Origin of the sequence: Enterobacter sp. EGD-HP1 (assembly GCF_000733275.2) — a bacterium.
Classification (GTDB): Bacteria; Pseudomonadota; Gammaproteobacteria; order Enterobacterales; family Enterobacteriaceae; genus Enterobacter.
Genome location: NZ_AVOP01000001.1, coordinates 652,137 through 671,050 on the forward strand (window position 1 = coordinate 652,137; position 18,914 = coordinate 671,050).

Annotated in this window: 15 protein-coding genes; 4 read left to right on the forward strand and 11 right to left on the reverse strand. The window is 53.3% G+C overall.

Annotated elements, in window-relative coordinates; translation table 11 throughout:
* Positions 1 to 3: 3 nt before the first annotated feature.
* The 7 genes from N037_RS03335 to N037_RS03365 all read right to left on the reverse strand — a co-directional run bounded on the left by N037_RS03335 (position 4) and on the right by N037_RS03365 (position 8,891).
* Complete coding sequence (locus N037_RS03335; RefSeq protein ID WP_032638954.1) at positions 4 to 2,268, reverse strand: ComEC family protein; 2,265 nt, start codon at positions 2,266 to 2,268, stop codon at positions 4 to 6.
* Positions 2,269 to 2,482: 214 nt separating this feature from the next.
* Positions 2,483 to 2,770, reverse strand: a complete 288-nt coding sequence (gene ihfB, locus N037_RS03340) for an integration host factor subunit beta (protein ID WP_008499965.1) — start codon at positions 2,768 to 2,770, stop codon at positions 2,483 to 2,485.
* Between the two features lie 170 nt (positions 2,771 to 2,940).
* The gene (rpsA, locus tag N037_RS03345) at positions 2,941 to 4,614 is read right to left on the reverse strand and encodes a 30S ribosomal protein S1 (RefSeq protein WP_014169387.1); all 1,674 of its coding nucleotides are present in this window, start codon (positions 4,612 to 4,614) and stop codon (positions 2,941 to 2,943) included.
* Between the two features lie 111 nt (positions 4,615 to 4,725).
* Positions 4,726 to 5,409 carry a (d)CMP kinase gene (cmk, locus tag N037_RS03350; RefSeq protein WP_013097305.1) on the reverse strand — a complete coding sequence of 228 codons (684 nt, stop codon included), beginning with the start codon at positions 5,407 to 5,409 and terminating at the stop codon, positions 4,726 to 4,728.
* Positions 5,410 to 5,594: 185 nt separating this feature from the next.
* Complete coding sequence (gene aroA / locus N037_RS03355; RefSeq protein WP_032638957.1) at positions 5,595 to 6,878, reverse strand: 3-phosphoshikimate 1-carboxyvinyltransferase; 1,284 nt, start codon at positions 6,876 to 6,878, stop codon at positions 5,595 to 5,597.
* A 69-nt stretch (positions 6,879 to 6,947) separates the two neighbouring features.
* The gene (gene serC / locus N037_RS03360; RefSeq protein ID WP_032638959.1) at positions 6,948 to 8,036 is read right to left on the reverse strand and encodes a 3-phosphoserine/phosphohydroxythreonine transaminase; all 1,089 of its coding nucleotides are present in this window, start codon (positions 8,034 to 8,036) and stop codon (positions 6,948 to 6,950) included.
* 162 nt (positions 8,037 to 8,198) lie between these two features.
* A complete protein-coding gene (locus tag N037_RS03365; RefSeq protein WP_023335124.1) occupies positions 8,199 to 8,891 on the reverse strand; it encodes a DUF421 domain-containing protein in 693 nt (230 codons plus the stop codon).
* Between the two features lie 127 nt (positions 8,892 to 9,018).
* Between N037_RS03365 and ycaO the strand changes: the two genes are divergently transcribed.
* The 4 genes from ycaO (at position 9,019) to pflA (ending at position 15,321) form a co-directional block, all read left to right on the forward strand.
* Positions 9,019 to 10,779, forward strand: coding sequence for a 30S ribosomal protein S12 methylthiotransferase accessory factor YcaO (gene ycaO / locus N037_RS03370; RefSeq protein WP_023335123.1), 1,761 nt, complete (start codon positions 9,019 to 9,021; stop codon positions 10,777 to 10,779).
* Between the two features lie 405 nt (positions 10,780 to 11,184).
* Positions 11,185 to 12,042, forward strand: coding sequence for a formate transporter FocA (gene focA / locus N037_RS03375; protein ID WP_008499974.1), 858 nt, complete (start codon positions 11,185 to 11,187; stop codon positions 12,040 to 12,042).
* Between the two features lie 51 nt (positions 12,043 to 12,093).
* A complete protein-coding gene (gene pflB, locus N037_RS03380; RefSeq protein ID WP_023335122.1) occupies positions 12,094 to 14,376 on the forward strand; it encodes a formate C-acetyltransferase in 2,283 nt (760 codons plus the stop codon).
* Between the two features lie 204 nt (positions 14,377 to 14,580).
* Positions 14,581 to 15,321 (forward strand): pyruvate formate lyase 1-activating protein, encoded by a 741-nt coding sequence (pflA, locus tag N037_RS03385; RefSeq protein WP_010429226.1) that lies wholly within the window; start codon positions 14,581 to 14,583, stop codon positions 15,319 to 15,321.
* 36 nt (positions 15,322 to 15,357) lie between these two features.
* Here the strand turns inward: pflA and N037_RS03390 are convergent, their stop codons facing one another.
* The 4 genes from N037_RS03390 to N037_RS03405 form a co-directional block, all read right to left on the reverse strand.
* Positions 15,358 to 15,879 (reverse strand): anti-virulence regulator CigR family protein, encoded by a 522-nt coding sequence (locus tag N037_RS03390; RefSeq protein WP_023310990.1) that lies wholly within the window; start codon positions 15,877 to 15,879, stop codon positions 15,358 to 15,360.
* 123 nt (positions 15,880 to 16,002) lie between these two features.
* Positions 16,003 to 17,151: an MFS transporter gene (locus N037_RS03395; RefSeq protein ID WP_032638961.1), complete on the reverse strand. Its 1,149-nt coding sequence runs from the start codon at positions 17,149 to 17,151 to the stop codon at positions 16,003 to 16,005.
* Between the two features lie 275 nt (positions 17,152 to 17,426).
* Positions 17,427 to 18,290, reverse strand: a complete 864-nt coding sequence (locus N037_RS03400) for a dimethyl sulfoxide reductase anchor subunit family protein (protein ID WP_029739492.1) — start codon at positions 18,288 to 18,290, stop codon at positions 17,427 to 17,429.
* A gap of 1 nt (position 18,291) precedes the next feature.
* On the reverse strand, positions 18,292 to 18,909 hold the full coding sequence (locus N037_RS03405) for a DMSO/selenate family reductase complex B subunit (protein ID WP_021240882.1): 618 nt from the start codon (positions 18,907 to 18,909) through the stop codon (positions 18,292 to 18,294).
* Positions 18,910 to 18,914: the final 5 nt, after the last annotated feature.

Here is an 18,914-nt window from a genome sequence, read left to right on the forward strand (position 1 = left end):
ATTCTACCCGTTATCGACGGGCGCGCCAAACCACTGATGATACCAAACGGGTAAAAATTGCTCTCGCAAGCGCCGGATTTGCCAGTGATGTTGCGAGAATGTCACCGATATTTGTCCAGAATGAGGAGTGTCGTGCCAGATATACCCCTCTTTTCGGTAACGTCGGACAACTTTTGCCGACGGGAATCGCCATGCGTTATACCGGGCCGCTGAGTCCAGAGCGATCTGACCTTCCACCCGCTGTACCAGCGGCAATGAAGACGAAGTATTGCTGCCATGATGGGGCACCTGTATGAGCGTGGACTTCAGATAACGCCAGTAATGGCTAAGCATAGCCTGTTCCGCTTGCGCTTCAATGTCCCCCGTTAGCAGAACACTCTGCTCACCGTCGTCCACCTTTACCACGCAGGAACGGTTGTTACCCTGAGCCGGGTAATTTTCAGGTGGCCAGTGGACGGTGAAGGTGAGTCCCTGCCATCGCCATCTCTGCCCGCGAAAACAGGGACTATGGCCCACCTGGCGCAAGGAGCTTCTTACCCACACGTCCGGCCACGCTTTTTGCAACGATGCGAGGCCTCCCGCATGGTCGAGGTGTTCATGACTGAGAATAATGCCTTCTGGCTGCAGGTGATGCCAGCGAAGCCACGGGATTATTAACCGCTGCGCGCTATCCCCGCCCGGCCAGGCGAGCCCGGTATCATACAGAATGGCTTTCCCCTGCCGTTCAATAACCATCGCCAGCCCCTGCCCCACATCCAGCATATGCAGCGTCCAGCTCTCGCTTTTTGCCGTTCGCCAGAGGGGAAACGTCAGTAAGACACTGCCTGCAAGGCAAACGGCAGGAACGGTTTTCCAGGCACGAAAGCGCCAGGCAATGATGCTCAACCACGGCAGCAATGCCTGGGTTTGCCAGCGCTGATCGACATTCTGCCAGCCATCTGGCAGGCGCATCAGTAGCCAGAAGAGTCCCGCAAGCGACTTATCGGCTGCAAACCAGATGGCACTTTCTACCGCAGCCAGCGGTAGCAGATGGAGCAGCATCCCGAGCAGAATCAGCGGGACGGAAACAAACGTCACCAGGGGAACGGCAAAAAGATTTGCGACCAGGGAGGAGATGCTGAAGCCATGGAAAATCAAAACCTGTAACGGCATGAGCAGCATCAGCATGCCGACCTGCAGAGAGAGCAGGTTCAGCAGCGGCCGTATACGTTGAGTCCGTTGCCAGCCAGGAAGAGGCAGCCACTGAAACCAGAAAATCAGCGCGGCGACGGCAAATGCGGACAGGGCCAGACTCTGCGAAAGTACAGCTAAGGGATCGCTTATCAGGATCGCCGCGATACAGCACCCCCATACCTGCCAGGGAGACCATTGACGGGCACCAATCCGCAACATTGCAAGCACAGCAAGCGCGATGACCGTTCGAAGCGCAGGAGGTTGCAGACCGGTAAGCCAGGCGTAGAAAGCGGCAAAGCATAACCCGGCCAGGAGAGGCATTTGCCAGTGGACCCGATGGCTGGGTAATAAAAACTGGAGTCCACGAGCGAGTAACCAGACAAGGGATGCCGCAAGCGCGATATGCAGACCCGAAATCGCCATCAAATGGAGCGTCCCGGTTTCACGCATTAGATCTTTTATTTCCCGGGGCACATCCAGACGTTCCCCCATCCCCAGTCCGAGGATAACCGCCCCCCAGCGGTAAGCAGAAAGTCGTTTTTGCAGTGACGCCAGATATTGCGCTCGCAGGCTGCAGCGTCCATCGACGACTTCAGCACGGGTGAAACGGCCGCTCAGCGTTTGATGTCGGGCAAAAGCGCTGCGCTGAGAATCATATCCACCGTCGTTCAGTTCGCCGTGAGCAGGCCTGAGCCTGAGCGTCATGCTCCAGCGCTGACCGGCACACGCTTGCTGTGGCAGATAATTGCCATACAGCGTGACGCCGGTGGTGGCCCACCAGCGCTTGCCATCAACGCTGAGAATGTTTCCCTGATGTAGCGTTGCGCCATCTGTGGCGGTGATCTCTACCTCAGCCTGCACAGCACTCGTGGTTAAATGCTGCATCGGCCAGACGCACTCCCGCGCGGCAAGCATACCCCATACACAAAATAACAACGCGATCCCGACATACTTCAGTCGTACGTTTCGCGTTGCGGCCAGCGCTATCCCGCCAACAATCATTAGCCACACGGTATGACGTGACGGCAGTTCAGGTAACCAGAGTAACGGGGCTATTGCCAGAATGACGCAGACGCTTAGAGCGGGAATTCCCATTGCTACCTCCCTGTTTCAGGGGGGCAGTATGTAATCTGGCAGAGCGAGTTGTCAGGTACGAAGAATGTGTTTTACAGCGCGCGCTGTGCTGTTTTTATTCGTTTGCAGAAAATGAAACAAAAAATGCGATGCACCTTCAGAATGAAAGCGACAGAAACAAAAAAAGCACCCGCAGGTGCTTTCTTTCGAACCCAGTTTAACCGGCTGGCTAAACTCAGTTGCCGTAAATATTGGCGCGATCGCGCAGTTCTTTACCCGGCTTAAAGTGTGGAACGTACTTACCTTCCAGCTCGACTTTGTCACCAGTTTTCGGGTTACGCCCGGTACGTGGAGCACGATAGTGCAGAGAAAAACTACCGAAACCGCGGATTTCAATGCGCTCGCCCTGGGCAAGAGTGGAGGCCATATGCTCCAGCATCTCTTTTACGGCATCTTCCACTGCCTTGGCAGGGATATGCGGTTGCTGACTGGCAAGTCTTTCAATCAATTCTGACTTGGTCATGATTCCTCCGGTTCCTTTCAAACCAATTAGCTGAACAGCTCATTAAACAAGGGCGGCCGTAGCCGCCCTTTGTTATTGATTACAGGACGAATCCTGCAATCTGTCAAGTTTGCTCCTCATCCTTCGCGCTGTAAATGCGTTACTGCGCAAATGATGCTGAGAACCTGATATTACTCGCCTTTAGCTGCTTTGAAAGCTTCAGCCATTGCGTTGTTAGAGAAGTTTGCATCTTCCTGTTTGTTAACAGTTGCGATTGCATCTTTCTCATCAGCTTCGTCTTTAGCACGAACAGACAGGCTGATTGCACGGTTCTTACGGTCAACACCGGTGAACTTAGCTTCAACGTCGTCGCCTACGTTCAGAACCAGAGTGGCATCTTCAACGCGGTCACGTGAAGCTTCAGAAGCGCGCAGGTAACCTTCAACGCCGTCAGCCAGTTCTACGGTTGCGCCTTTAGCGTCAACTGCAGTCACTTTACCGTTTACGATTGCGCCTTTCTTGTTCAGTGCAACCCAGTTGTTGAACGGATCTTCTGCGAGCTGTTTAACGCCCAGGGAGATACGCTCACGCTCTGCGTCAACCTGCAGAACAACTGCAGCGATTTCGTCGCCTTTTTTGTATTCACGAACTGCTTCTTCGCCTGCAACGTTCCAGGAGATATCAGACAGGTGAACCAGGCCATCGATGCCGCCGTCCAGGCCGATGAAGATACCGAAGTCAGTGATAGACTTGATTTTACCTTCAACACGGTCGCCCTTGTTGTGGGTTTCCGCGAACTGCTGCCATGGGTTGTTTTTGCACTGTTTCAGGCCCAGGGAGATACGACGACGTTCTTCGTCGATATCCAGAACCATCACTTCCACTACATCACCAACGTTAACAACTTTGGATGGGTGGATGTTTTTGTTGGTCCAGTCCATTTCGGAAACGTGTACCAGACCTTCAACGCCTTCTTCGATTTCAACGAAGCAGCCGTAGTCAGTCAGGTTGGTTACGCGACCAGTCAGTTTAGTACCTTCTGGGTAACGCTTAGCGATAGCTACCCATGGATCTTCGCCCAGCTGTTTCAGGCCGAGGGATACACGAGTACGCTCGCGGTCGAACTTCAGCACTTTAACAGTGATTTCGTCGCCCACGTTCACGATTTCGCTTGGGTGCTTAACGCGTTTCCACGCCATGTCGGTGATGTGCAGCAGGCCATCAACGCCGCCCAGGTCAACGAATGCGCCGTAGTCAGTGAGGTTCTTAACGATACCTTTGACTTCCATGCCTTCCTGCAGGTTTTCCAGCAGCTGATCGCGTTCTGCGCTGTTTTCGGATTCGATAACGGCACGACGGGAAACAACAACGTTGTTACGCTTCTGGTCCAGCTTGATTACTTTGAATTCAAGCTCTTTGCCTTCCAGGTGCAGAGTGTCACGAACTGGACGAACGTCTACCAGAGAACCTGGCAGGAACGCACGAATACCATTCAGCTCAACAGTGAAGCCACCTTTAACTTTGCCGTTGATAACACCGACCACAGTTTCAGCTTCTTCGTAAGCTTTTTCCAGCGTGATCCATGCTTCGTGACGTTTAGCTTTCTCACGAGAAAGCAGGGTTTCACCGAAGCCGTCTTCTACTGCGTCCAGAGCAACGTCAACTTCGTCACCTACCTGGATTTCCAGCTCGCCCTGGGCGTTTTTGAACTGCTCTGCCGGAATGGCGGACTCAGATTTCAGACCGGCGTCAACCAGTACTACGTCTTTGTCGATAGCAACAACAACACCGCGAACGATGGAACCCGGGCGGGTTTCGATTGTTTTTAAGGATTCTTCAAACAGTTGAGCAAAAGATTCAGTCATGTTTAATCTTCAGGTTAATATTAACGTCCACCTGGCTCCGTGCCGGATGGGGTTGTTTCACATACCCGCCGTCAATCCATTGCAGCGGGGGTACTACTAAATCGGTCGCGATTACGCGAGTGCCAGTTTTTGGCGCGCATATTGTAGCGCTTTTTCAATCACTTGCTCAATAGTTAAACTGGTTGAATCCAGAACTAATGCATCTTCTGCAGGAACAAGTGGAGCGACGGCGCGGTTACGATCGCGGTCATCACGCTCTTTTATCTCGGATAAAAGGCGATCAAAGTTAACACTAAACCCCTTTTCCTGCAACTGAAGCATGCGGCGTTGAGCACGTTCTTCCGAAGAGGCGTCGAGGAAAATTTTCACAGGCGCATCAGGGAATACCACGGTTCCCATATCGCGTCCGTCAGCGATCAGACCCGGCGCTTCACGGAACGCGCGCTGACGACGCAGCAGCGCCTCACGAACGCGCGGGAAGGCCGCAACCTGGGAGGCTGCATTAGCCACTTCCTGAGTACGGATTTCGCCGCTCACGTCTTCCCCTTCAAGGATGACTTCCAGGTTGCCATCGGTCGACACGAAACGCACATCCAGATGCGCAGCCAGCGGAACCAGCGCCTCTTCAGACGCAACATCTACATGATGATGCAGCGCGGCCAGCGCCAGCACGCGATAGATTGCTCCCGAATCTAAAAGATGCCATTGCAATGCTTCCGCCATCGCTTTGCACAGAGTACCTTTCCCTGCGCCACTCGGCCCATCAATGGTGATTACCGGGGCAACTGCCGTCATCTTTTTCTCCTTAAATAAGGCATAGCGTTTACATGAACGCCGCGCATTATACGCGCCAACGTGCGCAACTGTTACCTTTGCGTGCAAATTACGGAATGATTGAAGCAGAGTGTAGAAGAAATGAGCGAAGGTGTTCGTAATGAAGCGTAAGCAAATGCCGCATCGGGCGATGCGGCACGACGTTATCAGGCCAGCGTGCTAATGCGTGCCAGCTGTTCGAAGTAGTCCGGGAAGGTTTTCGCGGTACATTTCGGGTCAAGAATAGTGACAGGCGTGTCTGACAGCGCCACCAGCGAGAAGCACATCGCCATACGGTGATCGTTGTAGGTGCCGATTTCCGCAAACTGCAGTTTTGCCGGAGGGGTCACGCGAATGTAGTCTTCGCCCTCTTCCACCTCGGCACCGACTTTTCGCAGCTCGGTCGCCATTGCGAACAGGCGGTCCGTCTCTTTTACGCGCCAGTTGTAGATGTTACGCAGCGTGGTGGTGCCTTTGGCAAACAGCGCCGCCGTGGCAATGGTCATCGCCGCATCCGGGATATGGTTCATGTCCATGTCGATGGCGTTCAGCTCGCCGTGAGTACAGGAGATGAAGTCATCGCCCCAGGTGACAGTAGCGCCCATTTTTTCCAGTACGTCCGCAAAACGGATGTCGCCCTGCACGCTGTTACGGCCGATACCGGTCACTTTTACCGTACCGCCTTTAATTGCACCCGCGGCCAGGAAGTAGGACGCGGATGACGCATCTCCTTCAACCAGGTAGTTGCCCGGAGACTGGTACCGCTGCGCTCCGCGCACAACAAAACGCTGATAAGACTGGTTTTCCACCTCAACGCCAAAGGTTTTCATCAGGTGCAGCGTGATATCAATGTAAGGTTTGGAAACCAGCTCACCTTTAATCGTGATAACCGTATCCTGCGGGGCCAGCGGCGCGGTCATCAGCAGTGCCGTCAGGAACTGGCTGGAAACGCTGCCGTCAACCTCGACGTGACCGCCGGTAAAGCCGCCGCGCAAACGCAGTGGCGGATAGTTTTCCTGCTCCAGATACTCAATCTGCGCGCCGCCCTGACGCAGGGCATCCACCAGGTGACCAATCGGACGCTCTTTCATGCGCGGCTCGCCGGTCAGCACGATGTTGTTGCTCCCCAGGCACAGGGCCGCCGCCAGCGGGCGCATCGCGGTACCTGCGTTACCCAGAAACAGCTCAAGCTCTTCGCCCGAGCGCAGCGCGCCGCCGTTGCCGGTTACTTCACAACGGGTACGATCGTCAGAGAGAGTGTAATGAACGCCCAACGCTTGCAGCGCATTGAGCATATGGCGCACGTCATCGCTGTCCAGCAGGTTTGTGAGGACGGTGGTGCCGTTTGCCAGAGCTGCCAGCAGCAGAGCGCGGTTCGAGACACTTTTTGAACCAGGCAGATTAATGGTGCCATCTACCCGCGCGATAGGTTGTAACGTCAGGGATTCCATGAAAACTAAACTCTCAACTCAACATAATAAAAACCCCGCAGGGAGGCTGCGGGGGTGAAAAACAGCAAATTAACCGTGACGACGTTCGAAGTCGATCATGAAATCCGTCAGGGCTTTAACGCCTTCCAGCGGCATCGCGTTATAAATGGAGGCACGCATGCCGCCAACGACACGGTGACCTTTGAGCGCATGCAGACCAGCCGCGAAGGACTCTTCCAGGAAGACTTTGTCCAGGTTGCTGTCCGCCAGTTGGAACGGCACGTTCATGCGGGAACGGTTAGCTTTCGCCACATCGTTGCGGTAGAAATCGCTCTTGTCGATCACGCCATACAGCAGTTCAGCTTTCTGCTGATTCACCTTGTCCATCTGCGCCACGCCGCCGTTTTGCTTCAGCCATTTGAAGACCAGGCCGGAGAGATACCAGGCAAACGTTGGTGGGGTGTTGAACATCGAATCGTTATCGTTCAGCACGGTGTAATCGAGAATCGACGGGCAGGATTTATGCGCTTTACCCAGCAGGTCTTCACGCACGACGACGATAGTCAAACCGGCCGGGCCGATATTTTTCTGCGCGCCCGCATAGATAACGCCGTAGCGGCTGACATCAATTGGCGCAGACAGAATGGTGGAGGAGAAGTCGGCGGCAACCACGACATCGCTGCCGAAGTTTGGCGTCTCGTCGATGGCAATCCCGTCAATGGTTTCGTTCGGGCAGTAGTGCAGATACGCTGCGTTATCGGAAAGCTGCCACTCGCTCATGGGCTTCACGGCGCGCAGACCGTCAACGGTCACTTTGGCGTCGATAACATTCGGCGTGCAGTATTTGTGCGCTTCTTTTACGGCGCTTGCCGCCCAGTAACCCGCGTCAACGTAGTCAGCCGTCGTTTTTTCGCCCAGGATATTCAGCGGAACGCCCGCAAACTGACCGCGTCCACCGCCGTGACAGAACAATACTTTGTAGTTCGAGGGAATATTCAGCAGATCGCGAAAATCCTTTTCTGCCTCTTCCGCCACCTGAATAAACTCTTTACCCCGGTGGCTGATTTCCATCACCGACGTACCCAGACCGTTCCAGTTGCAAAGTTCCTGTTGAGCCTGTTTAAGCACGTCTGCCGGTAACATTGCCGGACCTGAACTGAAATTAAAGACTTGAGCCATTTCCCCTCACCACGCTAAAAGCCATAAGTTATAACTGTGGATATCGGTTTTATCATTCAGTGACACGCGCCGCAATGTCTAAAACTTATGACCCGTGAAATGTGCCCCGCGTCACACAAAACAATCTGCCGCCTCGCTAAGACAAAACCGACAAAATGGCTGTCAGGTGATACGCTTGGCCCGGCTAACCTTCGTCCATTCCGGATTTGCACAGCGGGGGCATAATTGACGATCTCCCGGCTGCATCGCGACAACGTGGCTACATCTAACACAAGCATACTCACCTGATTCAGGTACCGTTCTGAAACGCTCGATCAGCATATCCGGCAGGATACAGAGACCCGGCTTCACCTCGTCGTCTGAATAGTAATAGACGCTGATCTGCCCGTTGGTTTCCATGATCGCCAGACGCACCTGCCCGAGCTGTTCAACGCTGTTCAGGCGCAGCTCCATAAAGAACTCAAACTCGGTCATATTGGCGCTTTGTACATTTTCCCAGGCCAGCTGTCCGTCCTCGACGATAACGACCGGCTTGCCTTCAAGCAGATCTTCCAGCTTTTCACTTTTCGACATCAGCCACATCACAAGGCGGTAAAGGAGCGCCAGTGTGACAAAGACGATAAACACCGGGACCATCGGCACATCGTCATAAAAGGCGACGTCCCCCGCCGCAGACCCCAGCGTCAGGATGATCAACACCTCAAAGAGCGACATCTGCCGTACGCCACGACGGCCGGTGATTTTAAGAAACAGGAAGACAAGTACGAAGGTATACAGGCTGCGCAGCGCCACTTCGCCCAGAAATTCAGGAGGAACTTTATCAAACGCCATCCGCTGGAGATCAAATGCTTTCATTTTTCTATGCCTTAACAGTCAGTTACTGCCACTAAGCATAGCCCAGCCTTTTATTTTCGCCGAAGATAGCACCCGTCACGCAAAACCCGTATCATTGCGCGCTTTACGTACGATAAAAGTGAACGCCATGACTCAAACGTTTATCCCCGGCAAAGACGCCGCTCTGGAAGATTCCATCGCTCGCTTCCAGCAAAAACTGACCGACCTGGGTTTTAACATCGAAGAAGCCTCCTGGCTTAATCCGGTGCCTCATGTCTGGTCCGTGCATATTCGCGATAAAGACTGTGCCCTGTGCTTTACCAACGGTAAAGGCGCGACAAAAAAAGCGGCACTGGCCTCTGCGCTGGGTGAGTATTTTGAGCGTCTGTCCACCAACTATTTCTTCGCTGACTTCTGGCTGGGCGAAACCATCGCTAACGGCCCGTTTGTTCACTATCCAAATGAAAAATGGTTCCCGCTGACCGAAGATGACGAACTGCCGGAAGGTATTCTCGACGCTCGCCTGCGTGCCTTCTACGATCCAGACAACGAACTGACCGCCAGCATGCTGATCGATCTACAGTCCGGTAACGAAGATCGCGGTATTTGCGCCCTGCCGTTTACCCGTCAGTCTGATGAACAGACCGTCTATATCCCGATGAACATCGTTGGCAACCTGTATGTGTCTAACGGTATGTCCGCCGGTAACACCCGCAATGAAGCGCGCGTGCAGGGTCTGTCTGAAGTCTTCGAACGCCACATTAAAAACCGCATCATCGCCGAATCCATCAGCCTGCCTGAAATTCCGGCTGACGTACTGGCGCGTTATCCGGGCGTGGTGGAATCCATCGCTAAACTGGAAGCAGAAGGTTTCCCAATCTTTGCGTATGACGGCTCGCTGGGCGGCAAGTATCCGGTTATCTGCGTTGTGCTGTTTAACCCAACGAACGGTACCTGCTTCGCCTCCTTCGGCGCGCACCCTGACTTCGGCGTGGCGCTGGAGCGTACCGTTACCGAACTGCTGCAGGGCCGTAGCCTGAAAGATCTCGACGTGTTCACCCCGCCAACGTTTGACGATGAAGAAGTGGCCGAGCATACCAACCTCGAAACCCACTTCATCGACTCCAGCGGTTTGATCTCCTGGGATATGTTCAAGCAGGACGCGGACTATCCGTTCGTGGACTGGAGCTTTGCCGGTACCACGGAAGAAGAGTTCGCCACGCTGATGGCGATCTTCAAAGCCGAAGACCAGGACGTCTATATCGCCGACTACGAACATCTTGGCGTCTACGCGTGCCGCATTATTGTTCCAGGCATGTCCGACATCTATCCGGCTGAAGATCTGTGGCTGGCGAATAACAGCATGGGCGCGCACCTGCGCGAAACGCTGCTGGCTCTGCCGGGCAGCGAGTGGGAGAAGGAAGATTATCTGAACCTGATCGCCCAGCTGGACGAGGAAGGCCACGATGACTTCACTCGCGTACGTGAACTGCTGGGTCTGGCGACCGGTAAAGACAACGGCTGGTATACCCTGCGTATCGGTGAGCTGAAAGCGATGCTGGCACTGGCGGGTGGCGATTTGGATCAGGCTCTGGCCTGGACCGAGTGGACCATGGAATTCAACCAGTCGGTCTTCTCTGCCGAACGCACTAATTATTACCGCTGCCTGCAAACCCTGTTGCTGCTGGCACAGGAAGACGATCGCGAGCCGCTGCAATACCTGAATGCTTTCGTGCGTATGTACGGTGCTGAGGCCGTTGAAGCAGCCAGCGCGGCCCTGAGCGGCGAAGCGCCGTTCTATGGCCTGCAGGCTGTTGATAGCGATCTGAAAGCCTTCCCGGCGCATCAGTCGCTGCTGAAGGCCTATGAAAAGCTGCAGAAAGCAAAAGCCGCTTACTGGTCAAAATAAGCGCACATAACATTACCAGCAGTAGGCGTATTCAATCGTCTGGGCTATATTACGGGGCAATTTCATTGCCCCGTTTTTTATTTTCTTCGGCAATGACTGTTGATTGTAATAATAAAGTTAAACATGGGTAAATATAATAATATTTACCGGGGCTTTACTGTTACTTTTTATGGTAAATACTCCATATTAATTAACTGTTTCAGAGGTGGCCGAACGAAAAAATTCAACTCTTTTCATAACTTTTAAAATTTATTTTTATACGGATAATCAAATACTTACTCCGCATTTGCTGTAAATCATACACACTGCGGGCCTATAAGCCAGGCGAGATATGATCTATATCAATTTCTCTTCTATAATGCTTTGTTAGTATCTCGTCGCCGACTTAATAAAGAGAGAGTTAGTGTGAAAGCTGACAACCCTTTTGATCTTTTACTCCCTGCTGCGATGGCCAAAGTTGCCGAAGAAGCGGGTGTCTATAAAGCAACGAAACACCCGATGAAGACGTTCTATCTGGCGATCACCGCTGGTGTGTTCATCTCTATCGCTTTCGTCTTCTACATCACCGCCACCACCGGTACTGCCGGAATGCCTTTCGGCATGGCCAAACTGATTGGCGGCATTTGCTTCTCACTGGGCCTGATTCTCTGCGTCATCTGCGGCGCCGACCTCTTCACCTCAACGGTGCTGATTGTCGTGGCAAAGGCCAGCGGAAGAATTACCTGGGGTCAGCTGGCACGTAACTGGCTTAACGTCTACGTGGGTAACCTGGTTGGCTGTCTGCTCTTTGTTTTGTTAATGTGGCTTTCTGGCGAGTACATGACCGCCAACGGTGGCTGGGGCCTTAACGTCCTGCAAACCGCCGACCACAAAATGCACCACACATTTATCGAAGCCGTTGCTCTCGGCATCCTCGCTAACCTGATGGTCTGCCTGGCTGTATGGATGAGCTACTCGGGTCGTAGCCTGATGGACAAAGCCTTAATTATGGTTCTGCCGGTTGCGATGTTTGTTGCCAGCGGCTTTGAGCACAGTATCGCGAATATGTTCATGATCCCAATGGGCATTGTCATCCGCGACTTTGCGAGCCCGGAGTTCTGGACCGCAGTTGGTTCATCCCCGGAAAGTTTCTCTCACCTGACTATTATGAATTTCATTACTGATAACCTGATCCCTGTCACTATCGGGAACATTATCGGTGGGGGTCTGTTAGTTGGGTTGACATACTGGGTCATTTACCTGCGTGGCGACGATCATCATTGATGGTTTTCTCAGGCAGTAAATAAAAAATCCACTTAAGAAGGTAGGTGTTACATGTCCGAGCTTAATGAAAAGTTAGCCACAGCCTGGGAAGGTTTTGCGAAAGGTGACTGGCAGAATGAAGTAAACGTACGTGACTTCATTCAGAAAAACTATACCCCGTATGAAGGTGACGAATCCTTCCTGGCTGGCGCAACTGAAGCGACCACCAAGCTGTGGGACAGCGTAATGGAAGGCGTTAAACTGGAAAACCGCACTCACGCGCCAGTTGATTTTGACACCTCCGTTGCTTCCACCATCACTTCTCACGATGCGGGCTACATCAACAAAGCCCTTGAGAAAATCGTTGGTCTGCAGACTGAAGCACCACTGAAACGCGCAATCATCCCGTTCGGTGGTATCAAAATGGTTGAAGGTTCCTGCAAAGCGTATAACCGCGAGCTGGACCCAATGCTGAAAAAAATCTTCACCGAATACCGCAAAACCCACAACCAGGGCGTATTCGATGTTTACACCAAAGACATTCTGAACTGCCGTAAATCTGGCGTTCTGACTGGTCTGCCAGATGCGTATGGCCGTGGCCGTATCATCGGTGACTACCGTCGCGTTGCGCTGTACGGTATCGACTTCCTGATGAAAGACAAGTACGCGCAGTTTGTTTCCCTGCAGTCCGATCTGGAAAACGGCGTAAACCTGGAAGCGACTATCCGTCTGCGTGAAGAAATCGCTGAACAGCACCGTGCGCTGGGTCAGATCAAAGAAATGGCGGCTAAATATGGCTGCGATATCTCTGGTCCTGCAACCAACGCTCAGGAAGCTATCCAGTGGACCTACTTCGGCTACCTGGCCGCTGTTAAGTCTCAGAACGGTGCAGCAATGTCCTTCGGTCGCGTATCCACCTTCCTGGATGCGTACATCGAACGTGACATCAAAGCAGGCAAAATCACCGAGCAAGACGCTCAGGAAATGATTGACCACCTGGTCATGAAATTGCGTATGGTTCGCTTCCTGCGTACCCCTGAATACGATGAGCTGTTCTCTGGTGACCCAATCTGGGCAACCGAATCTATCGGCGGTATGGGCGTTGACGGCCGTACGCTGGTAACCAAAAACAGCTTCCGCTTCCTGAACACCCTGTACACCATGGGTCCTTCTCCGGAGCCGAACATCACCGTTCTGTGGTCTGAAAAACTGCCTCTGAACTTCAAGAAATTCGCCGCTAAAGTGTCTATCGATACCTCTTCTCTGCAGTACGAGAACGATGACCTGATGCGTCCGGACTTCAACAACGATGACTACGCTATCGCTTGCTGCGTAAGCCCAATGGTCGTTGGTAAACAAATGCAGTTCTTCGGTGCGCGTGCAAACCTGGCGAAAACCATGCTGTACGCAATCAACGGCGGCGTTGATGAAAAACTGAAAATGCAGGTTGGTCCTAAGTCTGAGCCGATCAAAGGCGACGTTCTGAACTTCGACGAAGTCATGGAGCGTATGGATCACTTCATGGACTGGCTGGCTAAACAGTACGTCACCGCGCTGAACGTTATCCACTACATGCACGATAAGTACAGCTACGAAGCCTCTCTGATGGCGCTGCACGACCGTGACGTTATCCGCACCATGGCGTGTGGTATCGCAGGTCTATCCGTTGCTGCTGACTCCCTGTCTGCAATCAAATATGCGAAAGTTAAACCAATTCGTGACGAAGACGGCCTGGCTGTAGACTTCGAAATCGAAGGCGAATACCCGCAGTTTGGTAACAACGACTCTCGCGTTGATGACATGGCGGTTGACCTGGTAGAACGTTTCATGAAGAAAATTCAGAAACTGACGACTTACCGTAACGCTATCCCGACTCAGTCTGTTCTGACCATCACCTCTAACGTTGTGTATGGTAAGAAAACCGGTAACACCCCAGACGGTCGTCGTGCTGGCGCGCCATTCGGCCCAGGTGCTAACCCAATGCACGGTCGTGACCAGAAAGGTGCAGTTGCCTCTCTGACCTCCGTTGCTAAACTGCCGTTTGCCTACGCGAAAGATGGTATCTCTTACACCTTCTCTATCGTGCCAAACGCGCTGGGTAAAGACGACGAAGTGCGTAAAACTAACCTCGCGGGTCTAATGGATGGTTACTTCCACCACGAAGCATCCATCGAAGGTGGTCAGCACCTGAACGTGAACGTCATGAACCGTGAAATGCTGCTCGACGCGATGGAACACCCTGAGAAATATCCTCAGCTGACCATCCGCGTATCTGGCTACGCAGTACGTTTTAACTCCCTGACTAAAGAACAGCAGCAGGACGTTATCACCCGTACTTTCACTCAGTCCATGTAAGTGGAATTGACTGAAATCACGCGTTAAAAAGCGTACAATAAAGGCTCCACGTCAGTGGGGCCTTTTTAGCACCCTCTCCATCTCAGTCTCTTTTGTCCGCTATCTATACTCTATGGATATCAGCCAAAACAGACTTCAACACAGCCGGCTTTGAGCTGTGCATACTCAGGCCCTGGACGGGCCGATGCTGGAGATATCACCGCAATGTCAATTATTGGTCGCATTCACTCCTTTGAATCCTGTGGCACCGTCGATGGCCCGGGCATCCGCTTTATCACCTTTTTCCAGGGCTGCCTGATGCGCTGTCTGTACTGCCACAACCGTGACACATGGGACACCCACGGCGGGAAAGAAGTGACCGTCGAAGATTTGATGAAAGAGGTGGTGACCTACCGCCACTTTATGAACGCGTCCGGTGGTGGCGTGACGGCGTCCGGCGGTGAAGCCATTCTTCAGGCGGAGTTTGTGCGCGACTGGTTCCGCGCCTGCCGCAAGGAAGGTATTCATACCTGTCTGGACACCAATGGCTTTGTACGCCGCTACGATCCGGTTATCGATGAATTGCTCGAAGTGACCGATCTGGTGATGCTCGATCTCAAACAGATGAACGATGAGATCCACCAGAACCTCGTTGGCGTCTCAAACCACCGCACGCTGGAGTTCGCCAAATACATTGCCGATAAAGGCATTAAAACCTGGATCCGCTACGTGGTGGTGCCTGGATGGTCAGACGACGACGACTCCGCGCACCGCCTCGGGGAATTTACCCGCGACATGGGCAACGTCGAGAAAATCGAACTTCTGCCCTATCACGAGCTGGGTAAACACAAATGGGTGGCTATGGGAGAAGAGTACAAACTCGATGGCGTGAAGCCGCCCAAGAAAGAGACGATGGAACGCGTCAAAGGTATTCTTGAACAGTACGGCCACAAGGTGATGTATTAAAGAAAAGGCCCGGTGAGAACCGGGCCTTTTTATATTCTATTTAAAGACGCCGTTAATAACGGACGTCACAATGGCTGTACTCAGCGCAATTAAGACCAGGTCATCTCCGACCACGCGCCATTCATAGCCAGGGTAGGAAGGAAGCTGGCCCAGCATTGAGGCCGGTACGGTTTTCTTCGCAATGCCCGGAGGCAAGGGCTTACCGCGCGCCAGGTTTTTCGCGATACCCGGAGGCAAAGAGTCATAGCCCGTTAAGCCATAATTCAGCGCCAGATGGCGGGCATGATCGAAACTCACGCGAGCGTCGACATCGTTACCGACATCTTTACTGCTTTTAAAGCTTTTATCCGATTTTCCAGGGTTATCCTGACCGTTATTTTGCTTATTGCCATGGTTACCAGAATTCCCGTTACCATGATTGCCGCCATTACCTTGCCCGCCACCGTTTCCGTGACCACCGCCATTCCCGTTACCAGGATTAGCCATGACCGGAGCCGTTGCAAACGTTAAAGACAACACTACGGCAAGTGCGGTAGTGGAAAAACGACGAATAGACATGATTGCTGCCTTATAGTGGTAGGACTCACATGAATTATCGCCCGGCGCAATAAACTAACAATAAGCAAAACTCTTAGTTGTGACAGGGACAAATAAGCCCGTCATCGACAGGCTTTTAATTCATCAGGCATGAGCCACAGGCGTTGGGTGTTCGCCCACTTTGCGCAGCAGCATTAAGAGATATATAAACGATACGCTGGCGATCATGATAAACAATAAATTATCAGAGTAATTCTGCATCAGCATCGCGGTAAACGTCGGCCCTAATAAACTGCCGATGGTATAGCTCAGTAACAGCGCCTGGTTCATTGCCACCAGCTGGTGATGTTCAACTTTCTCACAGGCCCAGGCCATCGCAACCGGATAGAGCGTAAAGCCGGCGGCCCCGAGAATAAACAGCGCAGGCGCCATCGCGGCGTTGCTGAGCATGGCAAGGCACCCCATGATGACCACAAAGACCTGGACGCGCAGCACCAGCAGACGACCGAAGCGGTCCGCCAGACGGCCAATCGGCCACTGCCCGACGATCCCCGCACTCACCATCACCGCCATCCAGAAACCAATTCCGGAATCGCTGACGCCCTGATGGTTCAGATAGAGCGGCATCAGGCCGTAGAGCGAGCCCAGTACAATCCCCGAGATAATGCAGCCGTTAACGCCCAGACGCGCCTGACGGAGTCTGAGCATTGGCCAGACGTGGGTTGCTTCCTGATGCTCGCTGTTCTGGTTCACAATGCGCGTGAAAAGCAGCGGCAGGATCGCGGCCAGCACCATGCCCGTTACCCACGGCAGAACGCTCATCAGATCGGTTGGCAGCTTGCTGACCATCAGTTGACCCAGCACGGTGCCGACGTAATAAACCATCATATAGGCTGCCAGCAGGCGTCCGCGGTTGCGGGAGGTGCCGCTGCACATCAGCGCACTTTCAACGACTACCCAAATCATCGCGCAGCCTACGCCAGCGATAAAGCGCCATGCCATCCAGCTCCAGAAGCCGACCATCAGGCCCAGCCCGGCACACCCGGCGGCGAAAATCAGCGAAGCCAGATAATAGCTGCGATTAAAGCCAAAGCGCTTAATCAGGTTCCCGGTGACCAGCGTCCCCAGCAGGTTGCCGGTAAAAAAGGACGAACTGACCATACCCACCTGCCAGGTCGGTAAGTTTTCATGGGCGAGCCACAGCGGGACGAGCGTATTTAACACTGCGATCGCCAGGGTCAACAGAAGCAGGCCACAGAGCAACAAAAGCACTGGCCGGGTATAGGTGGTCATGGATTAAAAACCGTGAGGAAGTTCAGATTTCGTGCGCATCATGCCACTGGCAAAAACAAAGTCAATCCACTGACTTAGCCGCCTCGCACAATATGTTCCCTGTCGATTTAAAAAACTTATCCTGCTAATGCCACGCCTGCTATAGATATTAATTATGTATCTGTTTTTATTTATTAATGGGCAAAATTAAAACAAAACGACAGTCGAAAAATTTCATGATCGAAAAAAGAAAAAGCCGGGCACGCAGGCCCGGCTTGATATAACGAAATGCAACGTTAACTGGCGATAGCCATACCAACGGTCATATGCAACCCGTAGAACACACCGCGTCCAATCAGTTCACCCGCCAGTACCAGCACAAAGGCCAGTGACAACAGCGGCAGCGCGGGCTGATATCCTTTGAGCTGAGGCGCGATCCAGAATACCAACGCCGCGACCAGCAGAACGATGCGCCAGGCCATCAGAGAACCGTAGTCCGGCACCAGGGCAGAAGCCTGCTGGATAGAGCTGTGAATGGTTGCCAGTTCGGCACCCTGCATCAGGGCGACCATCGCACTCACCACCAGCGCCAGCAGCGAAACAGCAGGCAGCAAACGCATAGCCCACCCGTCTACACCCGCCACGCGCAGCAGCAGGTAGCCCAGAAGCGGCCCGCCGATAAACATCGTCAGGAAGAAGCTCATTGGCGTCCAGACGCTGTACCAGGTTGGGACGGTATCAATGGTGTTATAGACGCGCACCATCATCCACACGAACACCACGCCCAGTACCATGGTCACGATCAGCCACAGGCTGCGCAGACCCGCTGGCAATTTCTTCAAAGCCGCCAGCAGCCAGCCCAGCCCACCGACGGCAAAGAAAATTGCCCCGCTGGCAATCTCGTTACTGAGGGATGATGCGCCCACGCGGTTCAGAGAATTAAACGCGCGCATCGGCGAACCCAGGTGCAGCGTAGAGGCGATAAAGCCAATTCCCATCAGCACCCACAGGCCAAACATGCTCAACACTAAACGCTGCTGCTGTTCGGCATTGAGGTTCCCTTTTAACAACGCCAGCGCGAGCACAATGAAACCGCCCGCCACGCACTGACCAAAGACCGTGAAGATCATCAGCGGCCATTCATGCCATCCACTTCCCATCTCACACCTCCTTCGGATTTGCCAGGTAGCCGGTGGTGTCACCTGTAGGACGGCTGTTGGCGTTAGGTTTAATCACAATGCTCGGCTTCGTGAAGTGCGCAGACGGCAGCGGTGCCACTGCGGCAAGCTGACCGTGTTTTTGACGCAGCTCTTCAATAGGGCCGAAGTCCAGCGCGCGCAGCGGACAGGACTCGACGCAAATCGGCTTTTTGCCATCCGCCACGCGGGTGTGGCAACCGTCGCATTTGGTCATATGACCTTTGGCGGCGTTGTACTGAGGCGCGCCGTACGGGCACGCCATGTGGCAGTACCGACAGCCGATGCAGACATCTTCGTCCACCACCACAAAACCGTCTTCACGCTTGTGCATCGCCCCGCTCGGGCAGACCTTGGTACAGGCCGGATCTTCACAGTGGTTGCAGGCAATCGACAGGTAATACGCAAAGACGTTCTGATGCCAGACGCCGTTATCTTCCTGCCAGTCGCCACCGGCGTACTCGTAAATACGGCGGAAGCTCACGTCCGGAGTCAGGTCTTTGTAATCTTTACAGGCCAGCTCGCAGGTTTTGCACCCGGTGCAACGGCTGGAATCAATAAAAAATCCATACTGGGTTGTCATCGGCT

Excerpts from the sequence above, each read along its gene's own strand:
- aroA (WP_032638957.1), bottom strand. The coding sequence starts at position 6,878 with ATGGAATCCCTGACGTTACAACCTATCGCGCGGGTAGATGGCACCATT.
- N037_RS03400 (WP_029739492.1), bottom strand. The coding sequence starts at position 18,290 with ATGGGAAGTGGATGGCATGAATGGCCGCTGATGATCTTCACGGTCTTT.
- N037_RS03395 (WP_032638961.1), bottom strand. The coding sequence starts at position 17,151 with ATGACCACCTATACCCGGCCAGTGCTTTTGTTGCTCTGTGGCCTGCTT.
- N037_RS03405 (WP_021240882.1), bottom strand. The coding sequence starts at position 18,909 with ATGACAACCCAGTATGGATTTTTTATTGATTCCAGCCGTTGCACCGGG.
- pflB (WP_023335122.1), top strand. The coding sequence starts at position 12,094 with ATGTCCGAGCTTAATGAAAAGTTAGCCACAGCCTGGGAAGGTTTTGCG.
- serC (WP_032638959.1), bottom strand. The coding sequence starts at position 8,036 with ATGGCTCAAGTCTTTAATTTCAGTTCAGGTCCGGCAATGTTACCGGCA.
- N037_RS03365 (WP_023335124.1), bottom strand. The coding sequence starts at position 8,891 with ATGAAAGCATTTGATCTCCAGCGGATGGCGTTTGATAAAGTTCCTCCT.
- pflA (WP_010429226.1), top strand. The coding sequence starts at position 14,581 with ATGTCAATTATTGGTCGCATTCACTCCTTTGAATCCTGTGGCACCGTC.
- ihfB (WP_008499965.1), bottom strand. The coding sequence starts at position 2,770 with ATGACCAAGTCAGAATTGATTGAAAGACTTGCCAGTCAGCAACCGCAT.
- N037_RS03390 (WP_023310990.1), bottom strand. The coding sequence starts at position 15,879 with ATGTCTATTCGTCGTTTTTCCACTACCGCACTTGCCGTAGTGTTGTCT.
- N037_RS03335 (WP_032638954.1), bottom strand. The coding sequence starts at position 2,268 with ATGGGAATTCCCGCTCTAAGCGTCTGCGTCATTCTGGCAATAGCCCCG.
- ycaO (WP_023335123.1), top strand. The coding sequence starts at position 9,019 with ATGACTCAAACGTTTATCCCCGGCAAAGACGCCGCTCTGGAAGATTCC.
- cmk (WP_013097305.1), bottom strand. The coding sequence starts at position 5,409 with ATGACGGCAGTTGCCCCGGTAATCACCATTGATGGGCCGAGTGGCGCA.
- rpsA (WP_014169387.1), bottom strand. The coding sequence starts at position 4,614 with ATGACTGAATCTTTTGCTCAACTGTTTGAAGAATCCTTAAAAACAATC.